The sequence below is a fragment of the Bacillus sp. EB106-08-02-XG196 genome (assembly GCF_013396335.1).
Lineage (GTDB): Bacteria > Bacillota > Bacilli > Bacillales > Cytobacillaceae > Neobacillus.
The window spans coordinates 48,560-71,868 of sequence record NZ_JABWSY010000016.1 but is presented as its reverse complement, the minus strand read 5'-3'; the positions used below and the strand labels follow the sequence as shown (position 1 = coordinate 71,868).

The 23,309-nt window shown below is 38.0% G+C and carries 14 protein-coding genes; 12 read left to right on the top strand and 2 right to left on the bottom strand.

Going from position 1 to position 23,309, the window contains the following annotated elements; all coding sequences use genetic code 11:
* The first annotated feature begins 214 nt into the window (after positions 1 to 214).
* Positions 215 to 8,368: a S8 family serine peptidase gene (locus tag MLOOGBEN_RS22545; RefSeq protein WP_179160529.1), complete on the top strand. Its 8,154-nt coding sequence runs from the start codon at positions 215 to 217 to the stop codon at positions 8,366 to 8,368.
* A gap of 101 nt (positions 8,369 to 8,469) precedes the next feature.
* On the opposite strand, the gene MLOOGBEN_RS22540 is transcribed toward MLOOGBEN_RS22545, so the two are convergent.
* On the bottom strand, positions 8,470 to 9,690 hold the full coding sequence (locus tag MLOOGBEN_RS22540) for a helix-turn-helix domain-containing protein (RefSeq protein ID WP_179160528.1): 1,221 nt from the start codon (positions 9,688 to 9,690) through the stop codon (positions 8,470 to 8,472).
* Positions 9,691 to 9,945: 255 nt separating this feature from the next.
* Here MLOOGBEN_RS22540 and MLOOGBEN_RS22535 point away from each other — a divergent pair, with 255 nt between their 5' ends.
* From MLOOGBEN_RS22535 to MLOOGBEN_RS22520, 4 genes are all read left to right on the top strand, one after another.
* Positions 9,946 to 11,385, top strand: a complete 1,440-nt coding sequence (locus tag MLOOGBEN_RS22535) for a spore germination protein (protein ID WP_179160527.1) — start codon at positions 9,946 to 9,948, stop codon at positions 11,383 to 11,385.
* A complete protein-coding gene (locus MLOOGBEN_RS22530; RefSeq protein WP_179160526.1) occupies positions 11,382 to 12,482 on the top strand; it encodes a GerAB/ArcD/ProY family transporter in 1,101 nt (366 codons plus the stop codon). The genes MLOOGBEN_RS22535 and MLOOGBEN_RS22530 overlap by 4 nt, the downstream gene beginning before the upstream one ends.
* Positions 12,479 to 13,588 (top strand): Ger(x)C family spore germination protein, encoded by a 1,110-nt coding sequence (locus MLOOGBEN_RS22525; protein WP_179160525.1) that lies wholly within the window; start codon positions 12,479 to 12,481, stop codon positions 13,586 to 13,588. The genes MLOOGBEN_RS22530 and MLOOGBEN_RS22525 overlap by 4 nt, the downstream gene beginning before the upstream one ends.
* Positions 13,589 to 13,764: 176 nt before the next feature.
* Positions 13,765 to 14,679, top strand: coding sequence for a LysR family transcriptional regulator (locus MLOOGBEN_RS22520; protein WP_179160524.1), 915 nt, complete (start codon positions 13,765 to 13,767; stop codon positions 14,677 to 14,679).
* 89 nt (positions 14,680 to 14,768) lie between these two features.
* Here MLOOGBEN_RS22520 and MLOOGBEN_RS22515 read toward each other — a convergent pair whose 3' ends face one another.
* Positions 14,769 to 15,788, bottom strand: a complete 1,020-nt coding sequence (locus MLOOGBEN_RS22515; RefSeq protein WP_179160598.1) for a YeiH family protein — start codon at positions 15,786 to 15,788, stop codon at positions 14,769 to 14,771.
* Between the two features lie 139 nt (positions 15,789 to 15,927).
* Between MLOOGBEN_RS22515 and MLOOGBEN_RS22510 the strand changes: the two genes are divergently transcribed.
* The 7 genes from MLOOGBEN_RS22510 (at position 15,928) to MLOOGBEN_RS22485 (ending at position 23,283) form a co-directional block, all read left to right on the top strand.
* Complete coding sequence (locus tag MLOOGBEN_RS22510) at positions 15,928 to 16,818, top strand: LysR family transcriptional regulator (protein ID WP_179160523.1); 891 nt, start codon at positions 15,928 to 15,930, stop codon at positions 16,816 to 16,818.
* 5 nt (positions 16,819 to 16,823) lie between these two features.
* Positions 16,824 to 16,997, top strand: coding sequence for a hypothetical protein (locus MLOOGBEN_RS28985; RefSeq protein WP_218781291.1), 174 nt, complete (start codon positions 16,824 to 16,826; stop codon positions 16,995 to 16,997).
* Between the two features lie 86 nt (positions 16,998 to 17,083).
* Positions 17,084 to 18,598, top strand: a complete 1,515-nt coding sequence (locus MLOOGBEN_RS22505; protein ID WP_179160522.1) for a long-chain-fatty-acid--CoA ligase — start codon at positions 17,084 to 17,086, stop codon at positions 18,596 to 18,598.
* A 33-nt stretch (positions 18,599 to 18,631) separates the two neighbouring features.
* Entirely contained in the window at positions 18,632 to 19,687 is a 1,056-nt protein-coding gene (locus tag MLOOGBEN_RS22500) for a TauD/TfdA family dioxygenase (RefSeq protein ID WP_179160521.1), read from the top strand.
* Positions 19,688 to 19,780: 93 nt separating this feature from the next.
* Entirely contained in the window at positions 19,781 to 21,070 is a 1,290-nt protein-coding gene (locus tag MLOOGBEN_RS22495; RefSeq protein WP_179160520.1) for an MFS transporter, read from the top strand.
* Between the two features lie 83 nt (positions 21,071 to 21,153).
* Entirely contained in the window at positions 21,154 to 22,152 is a 999-nt protein-coding gene (locus tag MLOOGBEN_RS22490; RefSeq protein WP_179160519.1) for a TauD/TfdA family dioxygenase, read from the top strand.
* 180 nt (positions 22,153 to 22,332) lie between these two features.
* The gene (locus MLOOGBEN_RS22485) at positions 22,333 to 23,283 is read left to right on the top strand and encodes an alpha/beta hydrolase (RefSeq protein ID WP_179160518.1); all 951 of its coding nucleotides are present in this window, start codon (positions 22,333 to 22,335) and stop codon (positions 23,281 to 23,283) included.
* The last annotated feature ends 26 nt before the right edge of the window (positions 23,284 to 23,309 follow it).

Sequence of the window (23,309 nt, the reverse complement as noted above, 5' to 3'; positions counted from 1 at the left end):
AATGAAAAGTCTTGGGATATAGCGGAAATTGTCAAATTAATAGACCTATTTCCCCCAATGTACGAATTTTGTAATCTCAATTACTATTAAAATATATTTAAGTATTGAGAAAATTATCACTACTTAAATATATAAATAATGTTGAGCACCTAGTAAAAATGATCGACCCTAGGAGTCAAAACAACTATTTTTATATTTTAAAAGGAGGGTAAAAATGAGTAACAGAATCAGACGAAAAAATAGATTGTTATCGATCTCTGTGTTGATTGCAATGCTATTAAACTTTGCACTGCCACAGAGTTTAACACTCGTACATGCTGCTGGTAACTCAAGTCAGCAAAGTCCATCCAGTGAAACCTTTAGTGCGAAAGAAGTAAACCGTATTCTTGACGGTCTTACTCCTGAACAAAAGGCAAACATAAATAAACTCACTGGAGCAGATCACGCTCAAAAAATCCGCGTGGATCAAAAAGACTTGAAAAGTCAAAAAAATATCAATGTAATTGTTCAATTTAAACAAGATCCAGCGAAGATACAAATCATTAAGCAATCGTTGGTTAAAGGTGGAGCAACAGTAAATAGTCAAGCTTTTGCAAGTTCATATTCAGACGCACAAAAAAAGGTTAAGGATTCTCATACTAAATTTAAAAGCTTTTTGAATGAGCAGCCTAAAACGCAATTAATAGGTGGGAAATCTGTTAAAACTGGTATTAGTATTACGCGTGAATATTCAGATGCATTTAATGGAGTAGCTTTAACACTACCTGCAAAAATGGTTGAAAAAATTGCAGAAAATCCAGAAGTTGCTTCTATTTGGTCTCAAGTAGAATATACGGTTGCTGAAGGATCTACTTCAAAAGCTTCAGTGACAAGTGCATCTATAGGCAAGCCTACAACAGGGCTTTCATTATTAGGTTTAGACAAACTTCAAGCTGAAGGCCATACAGGTATTATTAAATCAGGTCCTCGTGCAGGCCAAAAAGTTAAGGTTGGTGTATTAGATACTGGTATTGACTACAACCACCCTGATTTGAAGACAGTATATAAAGGTGGACATGACTTAGTCAGCAATGTAGGTTTCGATGCAAATGGAAATATCAAATATGTAGATGACCTTGACCCAATGGAAACTACTTATGATGATTGGGTAAATGCGAAGGCGAATCCAGATGCATATGGACCACCTCCTGCAGACTATAAGCAGTATATTACTTCTCATGGAAGTCACGTTTCAGGTACAATTGCTGCAAATACGACAAATAATAATGACGTATATTCAGCAAACGGTGTAGCGCCAGATGTAGACCTTTATGGTTATCGTGTATTAGGACCAGGTGGACGAGGTACATCAGACTCTGTATTAAATGGTATTGATCAAGCAGTTAAGGATGATATGGATGTTATCAATCTTTCACTTGGTGCAACGATTAATGATCCGCTTTACCCAACAAGTATCGCGATTAACAATGCTACTTTAACTGGTGTTGTGTGTAATGTTGCAGCAGGTAATGCTGGTCCAGGTGCAGCGACGGTAGGCTCACCAGGAACATCTGCATTAGCGATAACGGTTGGTGCAAGTACTATTCCTGGAGATATTCCAGTCATGACACTAAAGAACGGCTCAGATTCCTATCAAGCCCGTTTATTTGGTAAAAACTTCGTACAAGCAGACGATGCATTTAAAGGACAAACATTTCCAATTGTTGATGTCGGTTTAGGTAGTGCGGCAGATTACGATGGATTAGATTTGTCGGGTAAAATAGCTCTTGTAAAACGTGGCGGAGAGTATTTATCGACAAAAATGGCAAATGCACATAAAGCCGGCGTGGCAGGTATGATTATCTGGAATAATAATGCCGAAGCAGATAACCAAGGATATATAACTAACGGTTTAGGCGTTAGCATGGATAATGTTTATTCTGTTTCATTGACCCAAGCACAGGGGCAAGCTCTTTCTGATGCCATTTACAAGGATCCGAAATCAGCAACGATTACGTTCCCAGATTTACTTGATGCACCACTCACAAAGAAAGGCGACGAGTTGGCAAACTTTAGCTCAACTGGACCGGTAAAAGATTGGTCAATCAAGCCAGATGTTGTAGCGCCTGGTGTTGATATTTCGTCCACCGTTCCATATGACGTTTGGGAGCCACAAGCAGGTGTAAGTGTTGAAAATAGAGATTATAAGTATGCTTATGAATTAATGTCTGGGACTTCCATGGCAACGCCTCACGTTGCAGGTATTTCAGCATTGATTTTAGCTGCAAATCCAGAATATACTCCGGCAGATGTCAAGTCGGCATTAATGAATACAGCTAAGGATATTAACACAGATTCAAAGACTTATAGTGTTTACCAAGTAGGTGCTGGACGTGTTGATCCTGAACGTGCAATTAAAGAGGATGTAAAAATCCAAATTATAGAAAAAACATATGCCGTTGATTCAGATGCAAATACGTTGCGTGAAGTTGATAGCCTTACAGGAAGCATGTACTTTGGCTTTAAAGGTAGAGGAGAAGGCGCAACGAACGGCTCTGATGATGTAATTTCAACTAAAGATTTTAACGTAACAAACGAAGGAACTAGCAGTAAAACTTTTAAAGTAAGTACTCAATTTATTTCATCGAAATTCGCTGGATCCAATAAAGTAGGACCTGGCACAGGAAATGATGTCAAAATCGATTTTTCTACCGGTGGTACAAATGTGACATCAATTAATGTTGAGGGTGGCAGTACTGTTAAAGCAACAGCAAAAATTACTGTCCCGTCAAACTCATTAGAAGGTATTTACGAGGGGTATATTAATCTTGAAAATACGGCAGACTCATCGGAGTCTTATCGAATCCCGTTCACTATAATCGTGGCAGAAAAAGGTATTGACACTTTTAAAGTGGGTATCAAGGCAATGCAAATGCCAAATGGAGTATCTGCCTATAACTTCTCGGTTAATAATACAATGGAAAGCATGTATATTGTATTAAAAGATAAGGACGGAAAATATTTAGGAGTATCAAACACTTTAGTTAATGCTAGTAGTATTAATCCAGGTGTCCAATACGGTCCTAATTTAATGCTTTTGTGGGGGTTATATCTTCCATTTACAAAGCCATATGAGGGCTCATACGATCAATCTGGAATATCAAATAAGCCCGAATATATTAAAGAAGGTTCATATTCTGTTGAGATGATTATGACTGATGCTTCTGGAAAAAGCTACACAGCAGAAGATACACTCTATGTTGACAGTACACCACCAACAATCAGTATGGACAGCGATTCAAAGCCAGGGATCTATGAAATCGACCCTTCAGGCTATCAATCTGGTCAAGAAATTAAAGGATTTTATGGTACGGTCTACGATTCTAACGTTGACGTTATGAAAAATAATGGTGAAACATCGGTGCCAAGTCCAAAAGATGGTAGAACACCAGTGCCTGTAGATCAAGCATTGAACAGTGTTATTGGCTATCAAGATAGTATGTTCCCAACTGTATTCTTTGATACAAATGAGAAAGGTCGTTTCCATTTTGGAGTTACTCCTGAGGACTTATCTTCTAAATTTGGTAGCTATTTTTGGCTCTATCCAGCTGATTATTCTGGGTTAGGTGATCCGGATACAACAAAACAGGAATATTATTTTATTAAAAAAGGTAATCCTTATGTGACAATTACCAATTCTGGAGGTGTAGATGCAGGACAAGGTAATGAAGATAAGGTTGTAGTCGATGCAAATAAACCATTCAAAACTACGATTGCTACAAAGTATGGCGTGGGTATGACAGGCGCAAAAATTACTCTGAATAGTAATAATGTTTACACATTTAGCAATATCAGATTGACAGATGAGTATAAAAACTATCTAATCAGTAAAGGGATAGACCCTTCAACTGTACTAACTGTAAGTGAGCCGTATAAACATGATACCTGGAAAATAGGTGAAAACACGGATATTACGATATCAGGAATTGGTACAAATGGTGCACTTGACCATGATATGAATATTTTAGAAGCAGATGTGACCTATACAAGCATCGATCCGGTTGTTGGACCATTTGAGTTTATGTTTTTACAAGCACCAACTTTAACCTTGTCTGGTAATGATACGAAAGTGGCATGGTTCCCAACAAATGTACCTTATGTGCGACAGTCATCATCTATGCTTAGAGGTCGTGTGGCAGCAGAAGCTTTCGCTAGAAACACCATTAACAATCAGTATCCTCAATTTACAGTGGATTCAGGAGCGAAGGTAACGGTTAAAGACGGGAAGGGGAAAAGTTTTTCAACTGATAACCCTACAACCCCAAATAATACAATGGCTTATCAGTTTATCAACCCGTATTATTCCGTAACCATGGATGTAAGTGATTCGCCTTATTCCGTCGAAGCGAGTGTACCAGGACATTTTAAGGGATATGCACAAACACCAGTTATTGGTGAAAATAAATTTGGATATCAATCAGGAACTATAAAAGATCTTCCAGGTCTTTTCCCAATTCTTTCAGCTGGAGATGTGAATGGCGACAACGTCATCGACATGAAGGACTTGAAAGATGAAATCAATATTTATTATCAATATAAGAACCTTAGTAATTTTAATAATCCAGCGAATACTGTAGCCAACAAAACGGCATTCTTGAACACGAATAGAAATGCAGATATTTATTGGATTAAGCCTACAGCGTTTGGTTATGGAATTGACTATAATGACTTCTATTTCATCATCAAAAACTTTGGTAAACAAAATCAAAGTGCGATCGATGCAGGAATCGAGGTTCCAACTGCTCAGCTTACGGTGGATCAAGATATGACCATTACGACACAGTATGGTGGATCTATCACGTTAAATACAGGTGACACATTGCAACAAGTAATGCAAAAACTAAATTTTGCAGGTCCAAAACAAAAAACGTCTTCTACGACAATTCCAAAGTTACAAGACCTACAAAATGGTGCATCCATCACATTAATTCCAAATAGTGATGTTTTCGTAGATGATGTGATTTGGAGAAAAGCTATTACGAATGTCTTAATCGGTTCAACCGATGTAACAAGTGCAGTAAATATCAAAGACGCATATATGTATCGAGACATAAATGGCCAAACACTGACTATGCCTTCTCAAATTATCTTGCCAGGTTCTTTATTCCCGGCGGCAGGTAATTTCACAGCTACCGTTAAGGCTACTGGCTATCAAGATGTAACTACTAGCTTTACGGTTTCAGCGGTTCCAATTCCGACGCCTGAGATTCCATTAGTAAACGACCCAGAAAAAGCGCATGTAGGAAAGGATTTAACTTTTACCTTTACAGATGATGCGAATTGGCGTCAAGGAATTAATAATATCAAGGTGAAGACAGCAAACTCAACAGTTCTTGATATTACGGATTTGAAAGATGGCAGTGGGAATAAATATTACGACATCAGTGTTCCAGGGCAAATTACCTTTAAGGCAGATTTATTCAAGACGAATGCATCACCTGGTGGTCCTACATCGGCAATTAATCCAGGTGGAACAAATTGGTTGCCACAATTGTACAAGTTTGATATAAGCTCAACGGGTACTGACGGTACGATTTACCCGGTTAAAACGATAGGAATTGATTCAAATGGTAGTACTCAACAAGCAGTTGGGTATGGCATTACTTTCGATAGTCAAGGTGGTGCTCCAGTTAATCCGATAGCGGTTGGATACAGAGCAGATAGAACCAAAATTGGAGTGGATTTTATTTACAACAATATTGGTAATTTTGTAAATCCTAGTACAACAAGACCTGGATATAAATTTATCGGTTGGTTCAATGAACCAGAAGGCACAAGTCAGTGGATCCCAAGCGATACGGTAAATACAGATAAAACCGTCTATGCTAAATGGCAAATGAGTTACTCACAAAACTATTCACCTGTTGACATAACGAAACCAAATGGGATCAAGTTCGACGGAACAAGTGGTACTAGCGGAATTGGTTGGGTGCTTGGTGAAGGAGATCTTAATATCAACATTCCAGACTATGCAGCTAATATTCCTTGGTTAACAGGTAAGGATAAAATTGCTAAAATTGATGCAACTTATTATAAACTCAAGAGTGATGGAACAACTGAGGCTACACCTACAGCCTATACGTTAGACCCAAGCACATATGAAATGTCAACTAACGATAGAATTGGAACGCTTTCCTTTACAACTGCAACGGAAAGCTATGCAACGGCACATCCAAATGAAAAGTTTGCCTTTAGTGCAGCACCAAGCTTGACGAAAGGAAGCCCATATAGAGGGTATAAGTTAACAGTGACAGCAACAACTGGTGAAACGATGGAGATTCCGGATGTTAAGCTAGGTTACAGACGTCACATTGACTTAAACGGTGGAACGTTAAAGAATTCAAATAACTTATACTTTGCCGATACACTTGTAAATGGTAAAGCTACCGCACCAAATATGCAAACAGCTTTATCATATGTAACAAATGGAACTCTTTCACTAAGTGAAAAATTATATCTGGACAGTGCAAATTCAAGTAACATGGTTTCGGATATTTCACAAAATAACGGCATTTTCCTAACAGATAATGCAACTTACTATTTATGTTGGATTAAAACTCCACCAACTGTTTTGAAGGATATAGTTGGAAACATTGTAGGTAGCGAAATTACGTTAAACTTCACAGATGATGGAACATGGAAAAATAATATTAAACAAGTAAAAATTGGTTCAAAAGAATTAGTTTCCGATAAGGATTATACGATTACGAATAGCTCCATTACACTAAACCATGATCTATTCACTGCAGGACAGAAGGTCAATGTGGTGATTGTTTCAGAAGGTTATGCGGATGCAGTCGTTACAGATCAAGTTGTTGGTTATAAAGTAACATTTGAATCAAATGGCGGTGATCCTGTTCCGGCTCAAATCGTTGATCGAAGTGCAACGAAGCCAATCGATCCAACAAAGGTCGGCTTTAAGTTCTACGGTTGGTATACGGATCAAAATTTAACAACGCCATATGATTTTGCAAGCATTGTAACAAAACCAATTACACTTTATGCAAAATATGCATTAGTTGGTTCTCTTGTTTTAACAGATACTACAGATAACGCACTTGGAAACGATATCACACTTGAATTCATTGAGGCTGAATGGGCAAATGCTATTTCGAGAATTAAGGTTGGTGCAGTTACTTTAGATGGATCGAAATACAAGGTAGATAAGGCTGCACGTACGATTACATTGGATAAGAGTGTCTTCACGAAAGTTGGAGAATTCTCTATCAATATCAGTGCAACTGATTATGCAGATGTAATCGTTATTCAAAAAGTGGTTAATGGATATAATGTGCATTTTGTCTTACCAAGTGATGCGCCAGATGAAGTGAAAAATGGAGTTAAAGATCAAATTGTAGCACGTAGAATAACAGCTCCAACTGTTTATGGTTATAATTTAGCTTGGTTCGCAGATGAAGCATGTACAATTCCATGGGATTTCACAAGCTCGATCTATTCAGCAAAAACCCTTTATGGAAAATGGTCACTTCATAAATTCACTGTTATGTTTGATAAACAAGATGGTGGCTTAGTAGATAGTAAAACTGGAGAGTTCAGCAAGACGATTACAGCTCCAACAGCACCAACAAGACCAGGTTACGCATTCCTTGGTTGGTATAAAGATCCTGCTGGAAAAACAGCATGGAATTTTGATACTGATAAAGTTGAAGAGGATACAATCCTTTATGCAAAATGGGTAGCTGGTGTAGAAAACAATGGGCATTACAACAAGGATGTCATCATTACGTTTAATGAAGCTACAGCTAAATTAGATGGCAAAGGTTTTACAAGCGGAACGAAAGTTACTAACGAGGGCAACCACACATTAGTGGTAACGGACGCATCCGGAAACGAAACTATTGTGAAATTTACAATTGATAAAACACCTCCAGTCGTAACTGGTGTAAGAAACAATGAACTTTACAACAAAGATTTGATCATTACCTTTAATGAAGGAACAGCTAAATTAGATGGGAATGATTTTACAAGCGGAACGAAAGTTACTAGCGAAGGAAGTCACACATTAGAGGTAACGGACGCAGCCGCAAACGTAACAACCCTAAACTTTACGATTGACAAAACAGCTCCAATAGCACCTACAGTTGATACAGTCACTTCTAAGACAAAAGAAGTAACAGGTACAGCTGAAGCAAACTCTACGATTGTTATAAAAGAAGGTAAAGATACAATTGGAATTGGAAAAACTGATCAAGATGGAAAGTTCACTATTTCCATTGAAAAACAAAAAAAAGGCACAAACCTTTACGTAACAGCGAAAGACAAAGCTGGCAACGTAAGTACTGCTACAAAAGTCACTGTTAGCAAATAAGAAACAAAAAAACAAAAATATCCCTGAAAATTTTCAGGGATATTTTTTGTTCAAATGAAAAAGAAGGAAGAATGATCCCTCCTTCAGACAGTAGACATGTTTTAAGCGTTGATTAATAAGTTTGCCATTTCCAATGCTTCATCCAGTAAATTATTATTAGAATAATAATGAAATAATTCCTTTTTAGAACGCTTTATCAAATAATTATAACCAGAATTACTAAACATAGGTAATGCTTTATTGGATAAATATTGATGATATTCTTTTTCTTTATAATTTAATAAATAGAGTAGAAGTTTAAATAGATGGATATATAATAAATCCTTAATCCTAGTTGCAATTGTTAATCCATGTTCTGCGAGTTGTATTAGTTGATCATTGTTAATTAGATTCCCATCAAATGAACTGCGAATAAAACCTTCTAAAGAAAGTAAGTAGACAGGAGATCCTTGATCCTTAAGAGACATGGATTCTTTATAAAACCTGCTTGCTTGCTCATAGTTTTTTCTTCGGAAGTATTCAGCCGCTAAGTTATGCAACACTTTTGCCTTTCGCTCAGGGGCATTAAGTAAATCGCAGCTTTTAATTAATTTTTTAAACCGTTGTAGTATTTCCTCTTTACCATCATCATCTTCAACCTGAATGATCATAAGCATTTCTGCATCAATAACTCTAAGATAGTTATTCATATCCTGAAAGAATTGATGGGATTTTTCAGCATAATAATAAGCCAAAACGGGTGATTGTATAGTGTGGTAGGCTATTGCCAGATGATAATAATATTCTGGATTAATATAATCCTCATTTTGTATGGTTTTTAATGTTTCTATTGCTTTTAAGTATTCTTGTTTTGTAATGTAGTAGATACCCAAAACATGTTTTAATAAATTGGTTTCGTAGGGTGTTAATTTGTTTTCTATTTTTTGTAATTTTTTTAAAGTCTTAATTACCTCTTGGGGACAATTATTCATTAGAAAATATCTTGCTCGAAGTAACTGATACATAAATCTATATTCAGAGATTTCAATTAATACTTCTCGCTCGAGCTCACTGTTAATTTGTTTCATATCTTCAAAGGATTGCATAATTATAGCATCCTGCCAATGAAATAAGTGTTGTTTAATATTTTTAAGTTTATTAACTTCCAACTCCATATTAATTCCAAGCCGCTTGGATAATAAAGAAATGATTTCAGGTGAGTAGGTTGTTTGATTACATTCAATTTTACTAATATGTGTGATTGAACATATATCTTTCCCTAATTGTTCTTGAGTAAGTTTGTATTTTTCACGATAAAACTTGATGATTTTGCCCTCATACATAACTAATTTCCTCCTTGACCATTTATCTCTATTATTACAACATTCTACATTCTTCAAAATATTAAGTACATTTAGAAAAATGGAGTATCTTGTGAAGTAATACTTAAGAGTGACATTCAAATGAAATATGCAAAAAATAAAGGTACCACTCGATGTAGCGAAAACTTAATATTAATAGCTTTGAAACGGAATAGGAAAAAAAGTTGAGGGTAAAATATGTAAAACTTTCCGATTTAAAGAAAAGAGGTACCTTTAATGAAAGCCGACCAATCACTAGACAAAAACGAGAAGTCGCTGCAGGAAATGCTATTCCATAGCTCAGACTTCAAATCGAGCGATTTCGTGGCCGGCGACCGACATTTTCGGCTTTTTTATTTGGATACAATGATAGAACTTGCTGTGGTACAGGAGCACATTGTCCGCCCATTGCTTCGCAATACGGACGTTAGCGTACGTGAAGCTGTATCCATTCTAGATTATGGTGAGACCGATCTTATTACGGTTGCGTCGACAGCGCTCGTCGCGGGGAAGACGGTTGTTCAAATTGAAGACGAAGCGAAGTTCTATTTACTTGGAACCGAGCTTAATAAAGAACGCGCGGTAAATATAGCGGTGAACGAACGGGTACTGCGCGGTTCCAACCAAGCGTTGATCGAAAACCTGGATACGAATCTCAATCTGATACGCAAGCAAATCTCGACAACCGATCTTGTCGTAAAGTTCTATCAGCTTGGCCGCAGGTCGAATACAAAAGTTGCCGTACTTTACCTAAGTTCTCTCGCCAACGAAGAGGTCTTAAAGGAGTTTGATCGCAGGATAACAAACATCGACATCGATTATGTTGAAGCGCCCGGTTTTCTCCAAGAGTTGATCGAAGATAAGAAATTCTCATTGTTCCCGAAAATGCTCGTAACCGAAAGACCAGACCGGGTAAAATCGTACTTGATGGATGGGAAAATCGCGATTTTGACCGATGGGTCGCCAAATTCCCTGATCGTTCCAGTTTCATTTTGGGCTTTCTTCCAAACCCCCGGCGATTACCAAATGGGCTGGCTGTTCGGCAGCACCGTACGGTTTCTTCGGATCGTCTGCTTTCTTTTAGCGATCAGCCTGCCTGGCAGTTACGTGGCCCTTGTCACTTTCGATCCACGTATTGTCCCGTTCGATATTGCACTGACGCTCCAAAGCTCTATGCAATACATCTCGTTGCCACCATTACTCGAAGCGGTAACTATGCTGGTCATACTTGAAATCTTGCGAGAAGCGACCATCCGTCTCCCAAGTTCAATCTCCAATACGATCGGCGTAGTAGGAGGTATTGTCATCGGTACCGTCGTTGTTGAGTCGAATCTGATTTCCAACATGATGGTCATCGTAGTGTCGCTTACCGGCATTGCTTCATTTATTATTCCTTCCTATGAAATGAGTAACGCGGCCCGATTATTGACGTACCCGTTCATTGTCATGGCCTCGATTTTCGGGCTGATCGGCTTGGAGCTTTCATTCCTCTTGGTGGTGACGCATTTGACCCGTATAAACACGATGGGCATACCGTACTTTTACTCGGGGATTAGCGGTAATACGATCAAGGATACATGGTTCAGAGGACCTATCAGGAGCTTGAAAAAACGTCCGATGGAAAGCATGGCAAAAGACGAAATGAGATTAAGTGATCGAAGGGAGGGGACTGAATGATACACTTAGAAAAAATCTCTATCAACCAACTAATATGCCTAGTTATTCTGACCCAAATCGGTGTTAGTGTTTTATCGATCCCTTACGCACAAATCCACGACTCGGGCAACGACTCGTGGCTGTCCATATTGATTGGGGGAGTGTTGACTCAAGCGGTCATCCTGATCATCTATCAACTTGGAAAGCGATATTCCGATCGGTCTTTGCCCCAGTATATATCTGCTATTGTTGGAAAGCCGTTAGGATCGGTCTTAAACTTCTTGATTGCCGCGTACTTCGCGCAAAATTGTCTTATGGTTATTATCACTTATTCTGATGTCATCAACCGCTGGGTATTATTTGAGACTCCCTGGTTTGTGTTAATCGGAGTATCATTCACAATGGGAGCGTATATCGCTTCCTCTACCCTACGGTCAATGGCTACCATTACGCAGATGATTATGCTTATGTTTCTGATATGCTTTGTGATCGTATTGATAAGTGGAATTGGAAAAGAAAGTGACGTCCGTCATCTTCTGCCAATTGGCACTCACGGGATCGGATCACTTTTAAAGGGCGCTGTCCCTTCGTTTTGGTTGTACTCGGGTTATGAACTTCTCCTGTACGTTTTTCCATTTGTAAGATCCCGCAAGAAGAAAGATATCTTAATGGCAATTTCGGCTGCCAATGGATTTACGACCTTTTTTTACATGTTGATAGCAGTCATTGTTACGTCCAACTTCAGCGAAAATCAATTGAAGTTCATCCCGGAGCCAATGGTGTTCATTCTCCGTGTATACAATTGGCCAGTCGTTCAAAGCCTCGATATTCTATTTATGACGATTTGGCTATCTGTGGTTATGGTAACACTGTATGTTTATTTGTTCATGTCCGCCCGTTATTTTGCGTTCATCAGAGGTAAGGAAATCCGCAACCATCCTCTTTTGGTATGGATTCTAGCAATCGTTTGTATTGGACTCGGATTATGGTGTTCCGACCGGCAATTGCAGTCCCGATTATTAGACTATCATAATATTGTTACTGGTATAATGATTGCCATTGTGCCTACAATTTTGCTTCTCATTTCTTTGGCACGGGGAAAGGTGGCGAGAGGATGAAAAAAGCGGCAATTGGAATTTTGTCGTTATTGCTCTTGACCGGTTGTTGGGATCGATTACCGTTGCGTAATCTTCAATTAGTGGACATCGCTGGGTTGGATTTGGACGTGGAGAGTGGGGATGTAGAACTAGCTTTTATTGTCACCAAGCTCAAAGGTGCGGGCCAAGGAGAAGGGAATCCGAAATCGGAAATAACGGTGCTCAGAGGACCTAGTTTAGTTGAAGCGGTCGGCCAAGGAGAATTCATAGATCGAGCTCCTTTCTTAACGGTCAACACGAGAACCTATTTTTTAAGCCAGAGGTTTGCATCGCATGATCCTGTTCCAAAACTCGCATTTTTACTTAAGGCCCCCTATTCGTCGATCAACACCCCCGTAGTTGTATTTGATGGGAGCATTTCGAAGATTTTTAAAACTAAATCGGGAAATAATCAAGAGTTTACCAAAAATCTGAATGAGTTTATTATAGCTATGAATAGGAACGGCATAATGCCCACCGTTTCCATGATGCGTTTTATTCTATCCCGACATGAACCATTGGAAGATATCGCGCTACCCGTGTTGAAATCATATAATTCGGGAATGGAATTAAGCGGTGCTCAATTATTCCGTCAAGGTACCAATACAGGAGTGAATCTCAACAAAGAACAAGTCCGGATGTTGATGTTGTTATTAGGGAAGGAAAAAGGAAGGCAAAGATTTACTGGACATATGTCGGAAAACGCTGAGGGACGACAAATTGAATACGGGTTTTCCGTAAAAAAAGGGAATTCAAAGATTACAGTACATCCTAAATCAGGAGGTTTACCGAAAGTAAACATCGGAGTCCGAATGAAAATTAATGTATTCGAACTTGGCAAGTCAGTTAATATTCTTAATTCTGATTACGTTAATCAAATGGAAAAAGAACTGAGTAAACATCTGGAAGAAAAAGCTGCAGCGACGATTGAGACTTTGCAAAAAGCGAATTGCGACATTCTCGGCATTGGAAAGGAAATTAAGGCATACCATCCGAACATTTGGAAGTCTTTGGATTGGCGCAAAGACTTTCCGGAAATGACGATCGAACCGAATTTCGACGTACAGATCCTTAACTCGGAAGGATAATAGCTGGATGGGCGCTTATTCAGATGAGGGAACGCGTCATATTAATGACCAAAATTATTTATTTTATCTGAAGTTCCTTGCAGAACAACTGTGTCTGGCGGAGAATTAAAATCAAGTGTAAAATGTTTTTCATAGATCATAATGTGGATGGGATCAGCGGAGGTTGAGGGGATAGAATGAATTTTGAACAAATGGAGTATATTGTCAATGTTGCCAATGAGATGTCCATTACAAAAGCAGCGGAAAAATTATTTATTTCACCTTCAGGGATGAGTCAATCCATAACACAGCTAGAAAATGAGCTTGGAATAAAAATCTTTAACCGAGCAAAACAAGGAGTTACTCCTACTTTTGAAGGTAAAATCGTTATTTCCAAAGCAGTGGCTATACTTAAGACCATGAAAGAACTAAATAAAGAAATTTATGATTTTAAAAACAGTAATCAAACTCATTTAAAAATGATTACAGCGCCTTCCTTTTCTTATGCAATACAAGAAACAATGGTTAAGTTTAATTCAGGAAATCGTGATATTACATTCGAATTTGTAGAGCAAAATCCTACAGATATTATTCAGAATTTTAACAAAGAAAACTATGACTTCGCTTTCATACATGCATCTATTAATGAATTAAAAAAAGAAAAAAATATTTGTTTTGAACATATTCATGAGGGTCACATTTGTATTGCGGTTGGTAAAAATTCACCATATTACTCTTTTGAATACGTAACTCTTAGTGATTTAGAGAATTCAAAATTTGTTCTATATCATTCATCGGATTATAAAAAGGTATTAAAATTAATAAAATTGAATCCCAATCAAGTTTTAATTAGATCAAACAGCAGCAGCCTTCTTTTTGAATTGGTAAAAGAAAGTCAAGCCGTTTTATTTTTGCATGATTTTTCTCTTAACCATAGTCCCATGGTTAAAAATGGAGAAATAAAAATCATTCCTCTAAGGGAAGAAAATTATTTTCCCATTGATTTCTGGCTTATATATTTAGAAACAAAAGGTTTAACAAAAGTAGCGAAGGAATTTATTGATGACTTTATTAAAAACCTAAAACAGCCTGAGTTCTTGCCGCCAAGCTAGAACTCAGGCTGTTTTATTTATATATATGTCGAGGGGCACTTCCATTATGTTGGGTCGCTGTTTTTAATTATTTGATATGATTTTTAAGTTTATATACTATAATACGTTAGTAAAGTTAAAAGCAAAGATGTAATGATTATGGCAATAAGCGGACGTATTGCTTTGGTACGTAATTCTTTTAAACTAATATTTAATCCTAAGCCGGTCATAGACATTGTTAAAATAAATGATGTCAAAGTTGCAATATCAGTCATAATTGAGTCTGATACTAAAACCTCAGAACCCATGATATAGGTCCCCACAAAGCTCATGACGATAAAACCAATTAAAAACCATGGAAACTCGAATTTTGCTTCTCCTTCCATTTTCCCATTCTTTTTCATCCAAAACATTAGGATAAAACAAAGTGGAATTAATAGAAATACTCGTGAAAGTTTAGCCAGTAATGCGTGAGCAAGAGCATCCTGCCCTGCTGGAACGGCTGCTAATGCAACATGACCTATTTCATGAAGACTAATTCCAACCCAGGTTCCGTAGTCTATAGAACTAATAGGCAATAAAGGAAATAATAACGTATAGATAATTGAAAAAACTGTGCCTACTAATGCTATAATGCCTACCCCCATAGCTGTATCTTCATCTTTTGCTTTTATAATTGGCGATACGGCTGCGATGGCAGCAGCACCACAAATACCAGTGCCAACACTTAGTAATAGAGAAAGATTTAAATCTGCTTTAAGCAATTTTGCAATGAACATTAAAACAACAATCGAAAAAATAATGGTTACGGCTCCTTTAAGCAATAGTGGAAAGCCCTCGTGAAATATGACGATCATGTTAAGCTTTAACCCGTAAAGTATGATCGCAAATCTTAAAAGTCTTTTTGCTGAAAATTGAATACCTGTACGTAATCTTTCTGGATATCCAAAAACCTGTCTATAAATAACAGCAAGTAAAATGGCACAAGCAAGTGGTCCAATGCGATTTAGACCGGGTATTGCTGCCAAAAAAAAGCCAGACAGGGCTATGATAAACGTAAAACCTATTCCATATACCAAAGATACATTTAGCTTTTTTTTCGCTTTTTGTTCATTATTTGGACTGGTCATTATTAATGCTTTTTGTTCCAATGGTTTTCATCCCCTCGATTGCTTTATGTATAATTATCGTAGCGAATGATTTACAATAAGTAAAATTAATGATTATTATAATGATAATAAGTAAAAACGATATAAAGAAGGAGATCGAATGGATCAACTATTATCTGTATTTATTTCTGTAGCTGATAAAAGAAACTTTTCCAGAGCTGCCGAAGAGCTTCATATGACCCAGCCTGCCGTTAGCCAGCAAATTCAACTATTAGAAAAATATATAGGCTCAAAACTGCTTCTGCGAACAAACAAAAGTGTGAAGCTCACAAAAGCAGGTGAAATTGTCTATTTCCATGCAAAAGAAATAACAGGCATATATAAACGAATGTCTATGCTCGTCAATGAATTAAATAACGAGCCAACAGGACTATTAAAAATTGGTGCCAGTTATACATTTGGTGAATATGTCTTACCACATATACTTGCAAAACTGAAGAACCTATTCCCGAATATTGTTCCTTCGGTACAGATTGGAAACACAAGAGATATTGCCAAAGCAATCCTTAGTCATGAGATTGATGTAGGGATAGTTGAAGGGGAAATATCTCATACAAACATATATATTAAAACAGTTTCCACAGACCAAATGTATATCATGGCAGGAGGTAAATATCCAATTTATTATAATAAGGAGGTTACACGAAGACAGGTAGAACAAGAGAATTGGATTGTCCGTGAAGAAGGCTCTGGAACAAGAGATGCAACAGAAAAATTATTTCAATCTTTGCAAATACGTCCCACTAGGTTAATGGAGTTCGGCAGCACACAACTAATTAAAGAAGCAGTCGAAGCGGGGCTGGGTATTAGTTTTTTATCAGAACTTACTGTTAAAAAAGAAAGACTGCTTGGTACTATTCAATTATTAAATGTAAAAGGAACACCAATAAAAAGGAATTTTTCAGTTATCACAGAATCTGTTGAATTGCATACGAAATCTATGAACTTATTTATTGAGTTAATAGAAGATTATCTAAAGAATCAATTATAGCAAAAATGAAAAAAGACAAAGCCTATGTTACTTGGGCTTTGTCTTTTTTTTTAGAAGTGAATGTAGAGAGCCTTGGAAGCAGCCCACCTGAACCTGGCTATGTTGAACCTTACTTTTGTATATTAGCAATTGTTATATACAAATTAAAATCTTTAATTTTATTTAATTATTATTTATGAGTATACTCAATGTAGTAATATTTAAAATATTCACAATAGTAAGCGTAAATAACGCTTCTAAGTGAGGAAAAGGGGTGGAAATCTTGATGAGTAATAATCTATACGAAAATCTGAAAAAAAGCGCAAGTAATTTCCCAGAAAGTATCGCTTATATCTATAGTGATAAAAGTGTTACTTATAGGGAACTAAATCAGCAGGTGGATCAATTGGCTGCTGGATTGTCTGCCCAAGGAATAGGGAAGGGAGATGGAGTGGCTCTTTTATTAGGAAATAGCTCTGAATTTCTCATTGCCTACTACGGCATTTTACGACTAGGTGCATTTGTTGTACCGATTAATCCTTTATTTACCCAAGGGGAAATCAGCTACATATTAGATAATAGTCAAGCCAAAGCGGTCATTGCTCACGTATCCGTAGAGCCGAAGTTATCAGAAGTAAAGAAACAATTGAAAAATCTAAAGTTAGTCATTTATACCGATGCTGATAATCAGGAATGGACATGGGAACATCTCATGGCAACAAGCCTGAATGTTTGTGGAAGCCCTTACATTGATCAAGAAGACCTTGCAGTCATTCTGTACACGTCAGGTACCACCGGGAAACCAAAGGGTGCGATGTTATCACATCGGAACTTAGCATCGAATGCAGACTCTATTTCAAAATTACTTGAACTCGATGAAAATGACCGTGTAGTAGCAGTCCTGCCAATGTTTCATGTTTTCTGTATGACAGTTTGTTTAAATGCACCAATTGCTTGCGGAGCAACAGTCCTGATCCAGCCTAAATTCAGCCCTTTCGAAGTGGTCAGCACCATTCGAGAAAGAAAGGCAACTGTGTTTGCAGGCGTACCTACAATGTACAGTTTTATCAATCAATTACCTGAAGTGACTGCGGTGGATTTCCAATCTATTCGCATGTGTATCTCTGGAGGTGCCTCGATTCCGGTCGAGATGCTGCATAAATTTGAAAACAAGTTTAACGTTTCAATCTTAGAAGGATATGGACTTTCGGAAACAGCTCCTCTCGTTGCGATTAATCCATTAAAAGGAACCCGCAAACCAGGTTCTATCGGCTTGAATATTCCAGCTGTCCAAAGCTTAGTTGTAGATGAGTTCGGTAAAGAATTGCCGAGAGGTGAAGTCGGAGAGTTAGTTGTTCAAGGGCCAAATGTAATGAAAGGATATTTGGGGATGCCGAAAGCTACATCAGCAGCTTTTAAAGACGGGTGGTTTTACACCGGTGATCTCGCAACAATGGATGAAGAAGGTTACATCTACATTGTTGACCGCAAGAAGGACATGATTATTGTGGGCGGTTACAATGTATATCCCCGTGAAGTAGAGGAAGTCCTGTATCAGCATCCTGCCGTTGTCGAGGCGGCCGTAATTGGAGTTCCTGATGGAGAATACGGAGAAAGCGTAAAAGCTTACGTCGTAGTTAAGGATGAGCAATTCACCATGAATGACATTATTGAATTCTGTAAGGATAAGCTGGTGAAGTACAAACTTCCTAAACAAGTGGAATTTTTTAAAGAACTGCCTAAGAACTCGACAGGGAAGATTTTGCGCAGAGAGTTAAGAGAATTGACTGAAGTAAAGTAAGAAAATAATCAAATTATTATAGGGGGATTATTTATGTCAACCATTTTAAAGGAAAAAGTTAAAGGGCCAGTAGCTTGGAAAGGCACTGACTTGGCTAAAGATGAATCATGGGTTTATTATTTGTCCGAAAAAACGATAGCTTCGCTTGATAACGCTTTAGCACATGTTAAACAAAAGGGTTTAAAAGCACCTGATTTTAACAAGGAGGACTTCCCGATTTCAGATCTCTTAGATGAAATCGATTACTTTGTTGAAGAGCTGGAGAATGGTAGAGGATTTCTATTAATTCGTGGATTACCAATTGAAAGGTATACAGATGAAGAAGCCAGCATCATTTACTGGGGTCTCGGCCTTCATATGGGCACTCCGGTATCGCAAAACGCTAATGGTGATCTTTTAGGGCACGTTAGGGATCAAGGTCTTAGCTTGGAAAATTCAAATGTACGCGGTTACCAAACGAAACTGCATCTTCCTTTTCACGCGGATGGATCTGACGTTGTCGGATTGTTAAGCCTGCGAAAAGGGAAATCCGGAGGTTACAGCAGTATCATTAGCTCGATGGCTGTTTATAATGAAATTCTGGAGAAGAATCCCGAATATTTAGGAATTCTCTGCCGCCCATTTAACTTTGATCGTCGTGGAGAGGAAGCGCCAGGAGAATCTCCAGTATTTACATCACCAATCTTTAGTTACTATGATGGAAAATTGAGCTGCCGATATGTCCGTTTATTTATCGAATCAGCACAAGCGAAAACAGGTATCCATCTGTCGAAAGTTGAAATTGAAGCATTAGACTTACTGGATTCCCTCCTTCATGATGAAAAGTTGCATTATAATATGCTGCTGGAGGAAGGTGATATGCAATTTGTCAATAATTATACGGTTCTTCACTCACGTACTCAATATGAAGACTATGAAGAACTGGATCGAAAACGTCATTTATTAAGATTGTGGCTCACGATGCCAAATGGCCGGGAAATTTCCCCGGATTTCGCGATGTTTATTGATGAGAATACGGGAAAACCGGGTCGCGGCGGTGTACCTCCTCGTAAACAAACAGCTGGCGGTATTGTAGAAACATTGAAGTAATTTTGCTTCAACATTTCGTAAGAACCAGTGGGAACACATTTTCAGATTTTAGGAAAATGTGTTCCTTATATAGGAAAAAGTGAGGATATATAGATGTCAAGCACTCCAAAGTATTCTTGGATTATTTTATTATTTCTAGTTCTTTCCGGTATGATCAACCAAGTAGATAAAATTATCATTGGTTTGGTTTCCGTTCCTTTAATGAAAGAGTTACATTTAAGTCCTTCGCAATGGGGAATTGTAGGAAGTTCATTCTTTTGGTTCTTTACCTTCTCCTCTTTCATTCTTGGAGGTATGGCCGATTCCAAAAACACGAAAAAAATGTTATCGTGGATTTCTTTGATCTGGTTGATTGTTCAATTTACAACCCCTTTCGTTTCCAGTTTGTCTCTGCTTGTGTTAACAAGAATGATTTTGGGAGCAGGTGAAGGTCCAGCTCCCGCTCTATCTACGGCAATCATAGGAAAATGGTTCCCGAAACATAGACACGGAATAGGCTTTGGTGCTGTTCTCTTAGGTACGACAGGGGGTTCAGCGATTGCTTCGCCATTATTAATCTCCTTGATTGAACATTATGGATGGAGATCTGCATTTATTGCCATGGGTATTCTTGGCCTGATTGTGTTAGTTTTATGGCAGATTTTCGGTAAAGAAAGCCCAAAAGAAATCGGGCTGTCTGACATTCATCAAAAGGAGCAACAGTCGTCTAGCCTCACTAAGGTTTCATGGCGCCAGTTTTATCCGCATCTTTTATCTAAAAATTTTATTTTGACCGTTTTGTGCGGTGGGTGTGCCTATTGGTTATTGTCCGTTCAAGCGGTATGGTTTCCAGCCTACTTTGCCAAAATTCAACAGTTTAATGGTCAAACATTAAAACTAGCCGTGTCTTTACCTTTTCTTTTTGCAGCTTTTTGCCAATTTGGATTTGCTTTACTTTCAGATCGGCTTTATCGGAAAACAGGAGATATTCGCAAAGCACGAATTAATCTTGCTGGTTTCATGATGGTGTTATCCGGTTTATGTATATATCTAGCAAATACCGTGACTTCAACGTCTATGTCCATAATATTCTTTACCCTTGCACCTGGTTTTGCGTATGTCATTCTTTCACTCGCGCCCGCCATTTTGATGGAGTTTTTTTCTCCACAAAACATTGGAAAGGCACAAGGGACCTTTATTGCTCTTGCAAGTACAACAAGTATTATTGCTCCACTCGTCTTTGGATATCTTATCCAAAATGCAGGGACTGAGGCAATAGGTTATGGTTATGCGTTTCAAGCCTCTTCTATAGGGATGCTGATTATCGGACTATTATTTTGGATCGGTGTACGTCCCGCAAAGCAAGGCCACACAATGATTGAAGCAGAGGAGAAAATAAGTTAAAAATAATATTTTTATATAATTGAAAATTATTAAAGTACAAAAATAGTAAATTGGCAATAGTCCATTTTGAAGGAGGAGTTTTAATGTCAATCATTTTAAATGAAAAAATCCAAGGGCGTTCTGCGTGGAAAGGTATTGAACTGGCTAAAGATGAATCATGGATTTATTATTTATCCGAGAACACGATTGCTGCTCTTGAAAAGGCTGTATTACATGTTCAACAAAAGGGATTAAAAGCACCTGATTTTAATAAGGAGGATTTCCCGATTCCTGATTTAGCTGACGAAATTAAATACTTTGTTGACGAGCTGGAGAATGGAAGAGGATTTCTATTGATTCGTGGATTGCCAATGGACCAGTTTACTGACGAAGAAGCGGGCATCATTTACTGGGGTCTCGGACTTCACTTGGGACTGCCGATAATCCAAAGCAAAACTGGGGAACTTTTAGGGCATATCAAAAACGTAGGTAAAGACTTTAGTGATAATACAAAAGTACGTGGTTACCAAACGAATGTACATCTTGATTATCACACAGATCTTGCTGATGTGGTCGGATTACTATGTCTTAAGAAAGCAAAATCTGGCGGTTTAAGCAGTATCGCAAGTGCGATGTCGATCTATAATGAAATTCTGGAGAAGCACCCAGAGTACCTTGAAATTCTCTATCGTCCATTTGCCCATGATCTTCGCGGGGAAGAAGCACCTGGTCAATCTCCAGTAGTTCAAACACCGATCTTTAGCTATTACGATGGTAAATTAAGCTGCAGATATATTCGCCAATATGTCCAATCAGCACAAACGAAAACAGGGATCCCTTTGTCGGAAGAGGAAATCGAAGTATTTGATTTTATCGATTCCCTCACTCATGATGAAAACTTCCATATAGATATGATGATGGAACCGGGTGATATGCAATTCGTTAATAATTATACTGTTTTTCATTCACGGACTCATTTTGAAGATTACGAAGAAGATGACAAGAAACGCCATCTATTAAGATTATGGCTCATGATGCCAAATGGAAGGAAAATTGCCCCGGATTTCGAGTTTTATATTGGAGGAGCACCCGTAACTAGATAAAAAGCTGGTGGTAGTTATAATCACCATTATTTCTTATATCAAGTGAGATGGTGATTTTATTCAACGAAATATGGTGAATAAAATCACCATTTTATGTTTTTAAATGCCTTTTGACAGGAATGAAAGGTTTGGATATAGCCGAGTTAATTTTAATATTAATTGAAGTGAGGATGATGTTCCATGGTAAATATAGATCCGCAAGCAGAAAAATATTTACAAGCATTTAATCAGATGCCGCCTATTCATAAAATGGATCCTAAGACAGTAAGAGATATGCTGGCAAAGGCACCGCGCCCTGCTGTCAAATTAGAACCGCTTTTAAAGGTAGAGAATTTGATGCTTCCTGTAAGCCAGGAAGAAGAAATCAAATGTCGGGTATACATACCAGAAGGGCAAGGTCCCTTTCCTCTATTTATATACTACCATGGTGGGGGATGGGTTCTTGGAGACATTGAATCGACGGATGCAAGCTGTCGAATGATTGCTAATAGAACGGAAAGCATTGTTGTATCCGTAAACTATCGTCTTGCACCAGAGTATAAGTTTCCGACTGCAGTCGAAGACGCATTTGAGGCTTTGGAATGGGTGTATGAAAAAGGGACTTCCTTTAATGGAGATGTTTCAAGATTGATAGTCGGAGGGGACAGCGTAGGTGGAAATCTAGCAACAGTAGTTACGTTGATGGCGAGAGACAGAAAAGGTCCCAACATCACTGCTCAGGTCTTACTTTATCCTCCGACAAACCTTGAGTGCAATACGGAATCCCATCAAACATTTGCAAAAGGATTTGGTCTGGATCGCGAACAGCTTATTTGGTTCCGTGATCATTATTTAAGGAATGAAGAGGACAGGTGTAATGAGTACGCTTCACCCTTGGTCGCTGAAGATTTAAGTGGCCTCCCGAAAGCATTAGTAATCACAGCGGAAAATGATGTGCTTCGGGATGAAGGAAGGGCTTATGCTGAACGTCTGAAAAAATTTGGTGTGCAGGTTGAATATGAATGTGAACCCGGTATGGTACACGGCTTTTTTGCACACATGGCTATTTTCTCTGAGAACATTGAATCAACAGTTAAGAGGATTGACAAGTTCTTGAATCGCGCAAAATATAAGATAGATTGTATGAAATAAAACTAGCCTCAATATTTAAAAAGTGT

What these genes read in the sequence shown, in the direction of transcription:
- MLOOGBEN_RS28985 (WP_218781291.1), top strand. Translation starts at nt 16,824, where the DNA reads ATGAAAAAAGACAAAGCCTATGTTACTTGGGCTTTGTCTTTTTTTTTA.
- MLOOGBEN_RS22500 (WP_179160521.1), top strand. Translation starts at nt 18,632, where the DNA reads ATGTCAACCATTTTAAAGGAAAAAGTTAAAGGGCCAGTAGCTTGGAAA.
- MLOOGBEN_RS22525 (WP_179160525.1), top strand. Translation starts at nt 12,479, where the DNA reads ATGAAAAAAGCGGCAATTGGAATTTTGTCGTTATTGCTCTTGACCGGT.
- MLOOGBEN_RS22490 (WP_179160519.1), top strand. Translation starts at nt 21,154, where the DNA reads ATGTCAATCATTTTAAATGAAAAAATCCAAGGGCGTTCTGCGTGGAAA.
- MLOOGBEN_RS22520 (WP_179160524.1), top strand. Translation starts at nt 13,765, where the DNA reads ATGAATTTTGAACAAATGGAGTATATTGTCAATGTTGCCAATGAGATG.
- MLOOGBEN_RS22485 (WP_179160518.1), top strand. Translation starts at nt 22,333, where the DNA reads ATGGTAAATATAGATCCGCAAGCAGAAAAATATTTACAAGCATTTAAT.
- MLOOGBEN_RS22495 (WP_179160520.1), top strand. Translation starts at nt 19,781, where the DNA reads ATGTCAAGCACTCCAAAGTATTCTTGGATTATTTTATTATTTCTAGTT.
- MLOOGBEN_RS22510 (WP_179160523.1), top strand. Translation starts at nt 15,928, where the DNA reads ATGGATCAACTATTATCTGTATTTATTTCTGTAGCTGATAAAAGAAAC.
- MLOOGBEN_RS22515 (WP_179160598.1), bottom strand. Translation starts at nt 15,788, where the DNA reads ATGACCAGTCCAAATAATGAACAAAAAGCGAAAAAAAAGCTAAATGTA.
- MLOOGBEN_RS22530 (WP_179160526.1), top strand. Translation starts at nt 11,382, where the DNA reads ATGATACACTTAGAAAAAATCTCTATCAACCAACTAATATGCCTAGTT.
- MLOOGBEN_RS22505 (WP_179160522.1), top strand. Translation starts at nt 17,084, where the DNA reads ATGAGTAATAATCTATACGAAAATCTGAAAAAAAGCGCAAGTAATTTC.
- MLOOGBEN_RS22545 (WP_179160529.1), top strand. Translation starts at nt 215, where the DNA reads ATGAGTAACAGAATCAGACGAAAAAATAGATTGTTATCGATCTCTGTG.
- MLOOGBEN_RS22540 (WP_179160528.1), bottom strand. Translation starts at nt 9,690, where the DNA reads ATGTATGAGGGCAAAATCATCAAGTTTTATCGTGAAAAATACAAACTT.
- MLOOGBEN_RS22535 (WP_179160527.1), top strand. Translation starts at nt 9,946, where the DNA reads ATGAAAGCCGACCAATCACTAGACAAAAACGAGAAGTCGCTGCAGGAA.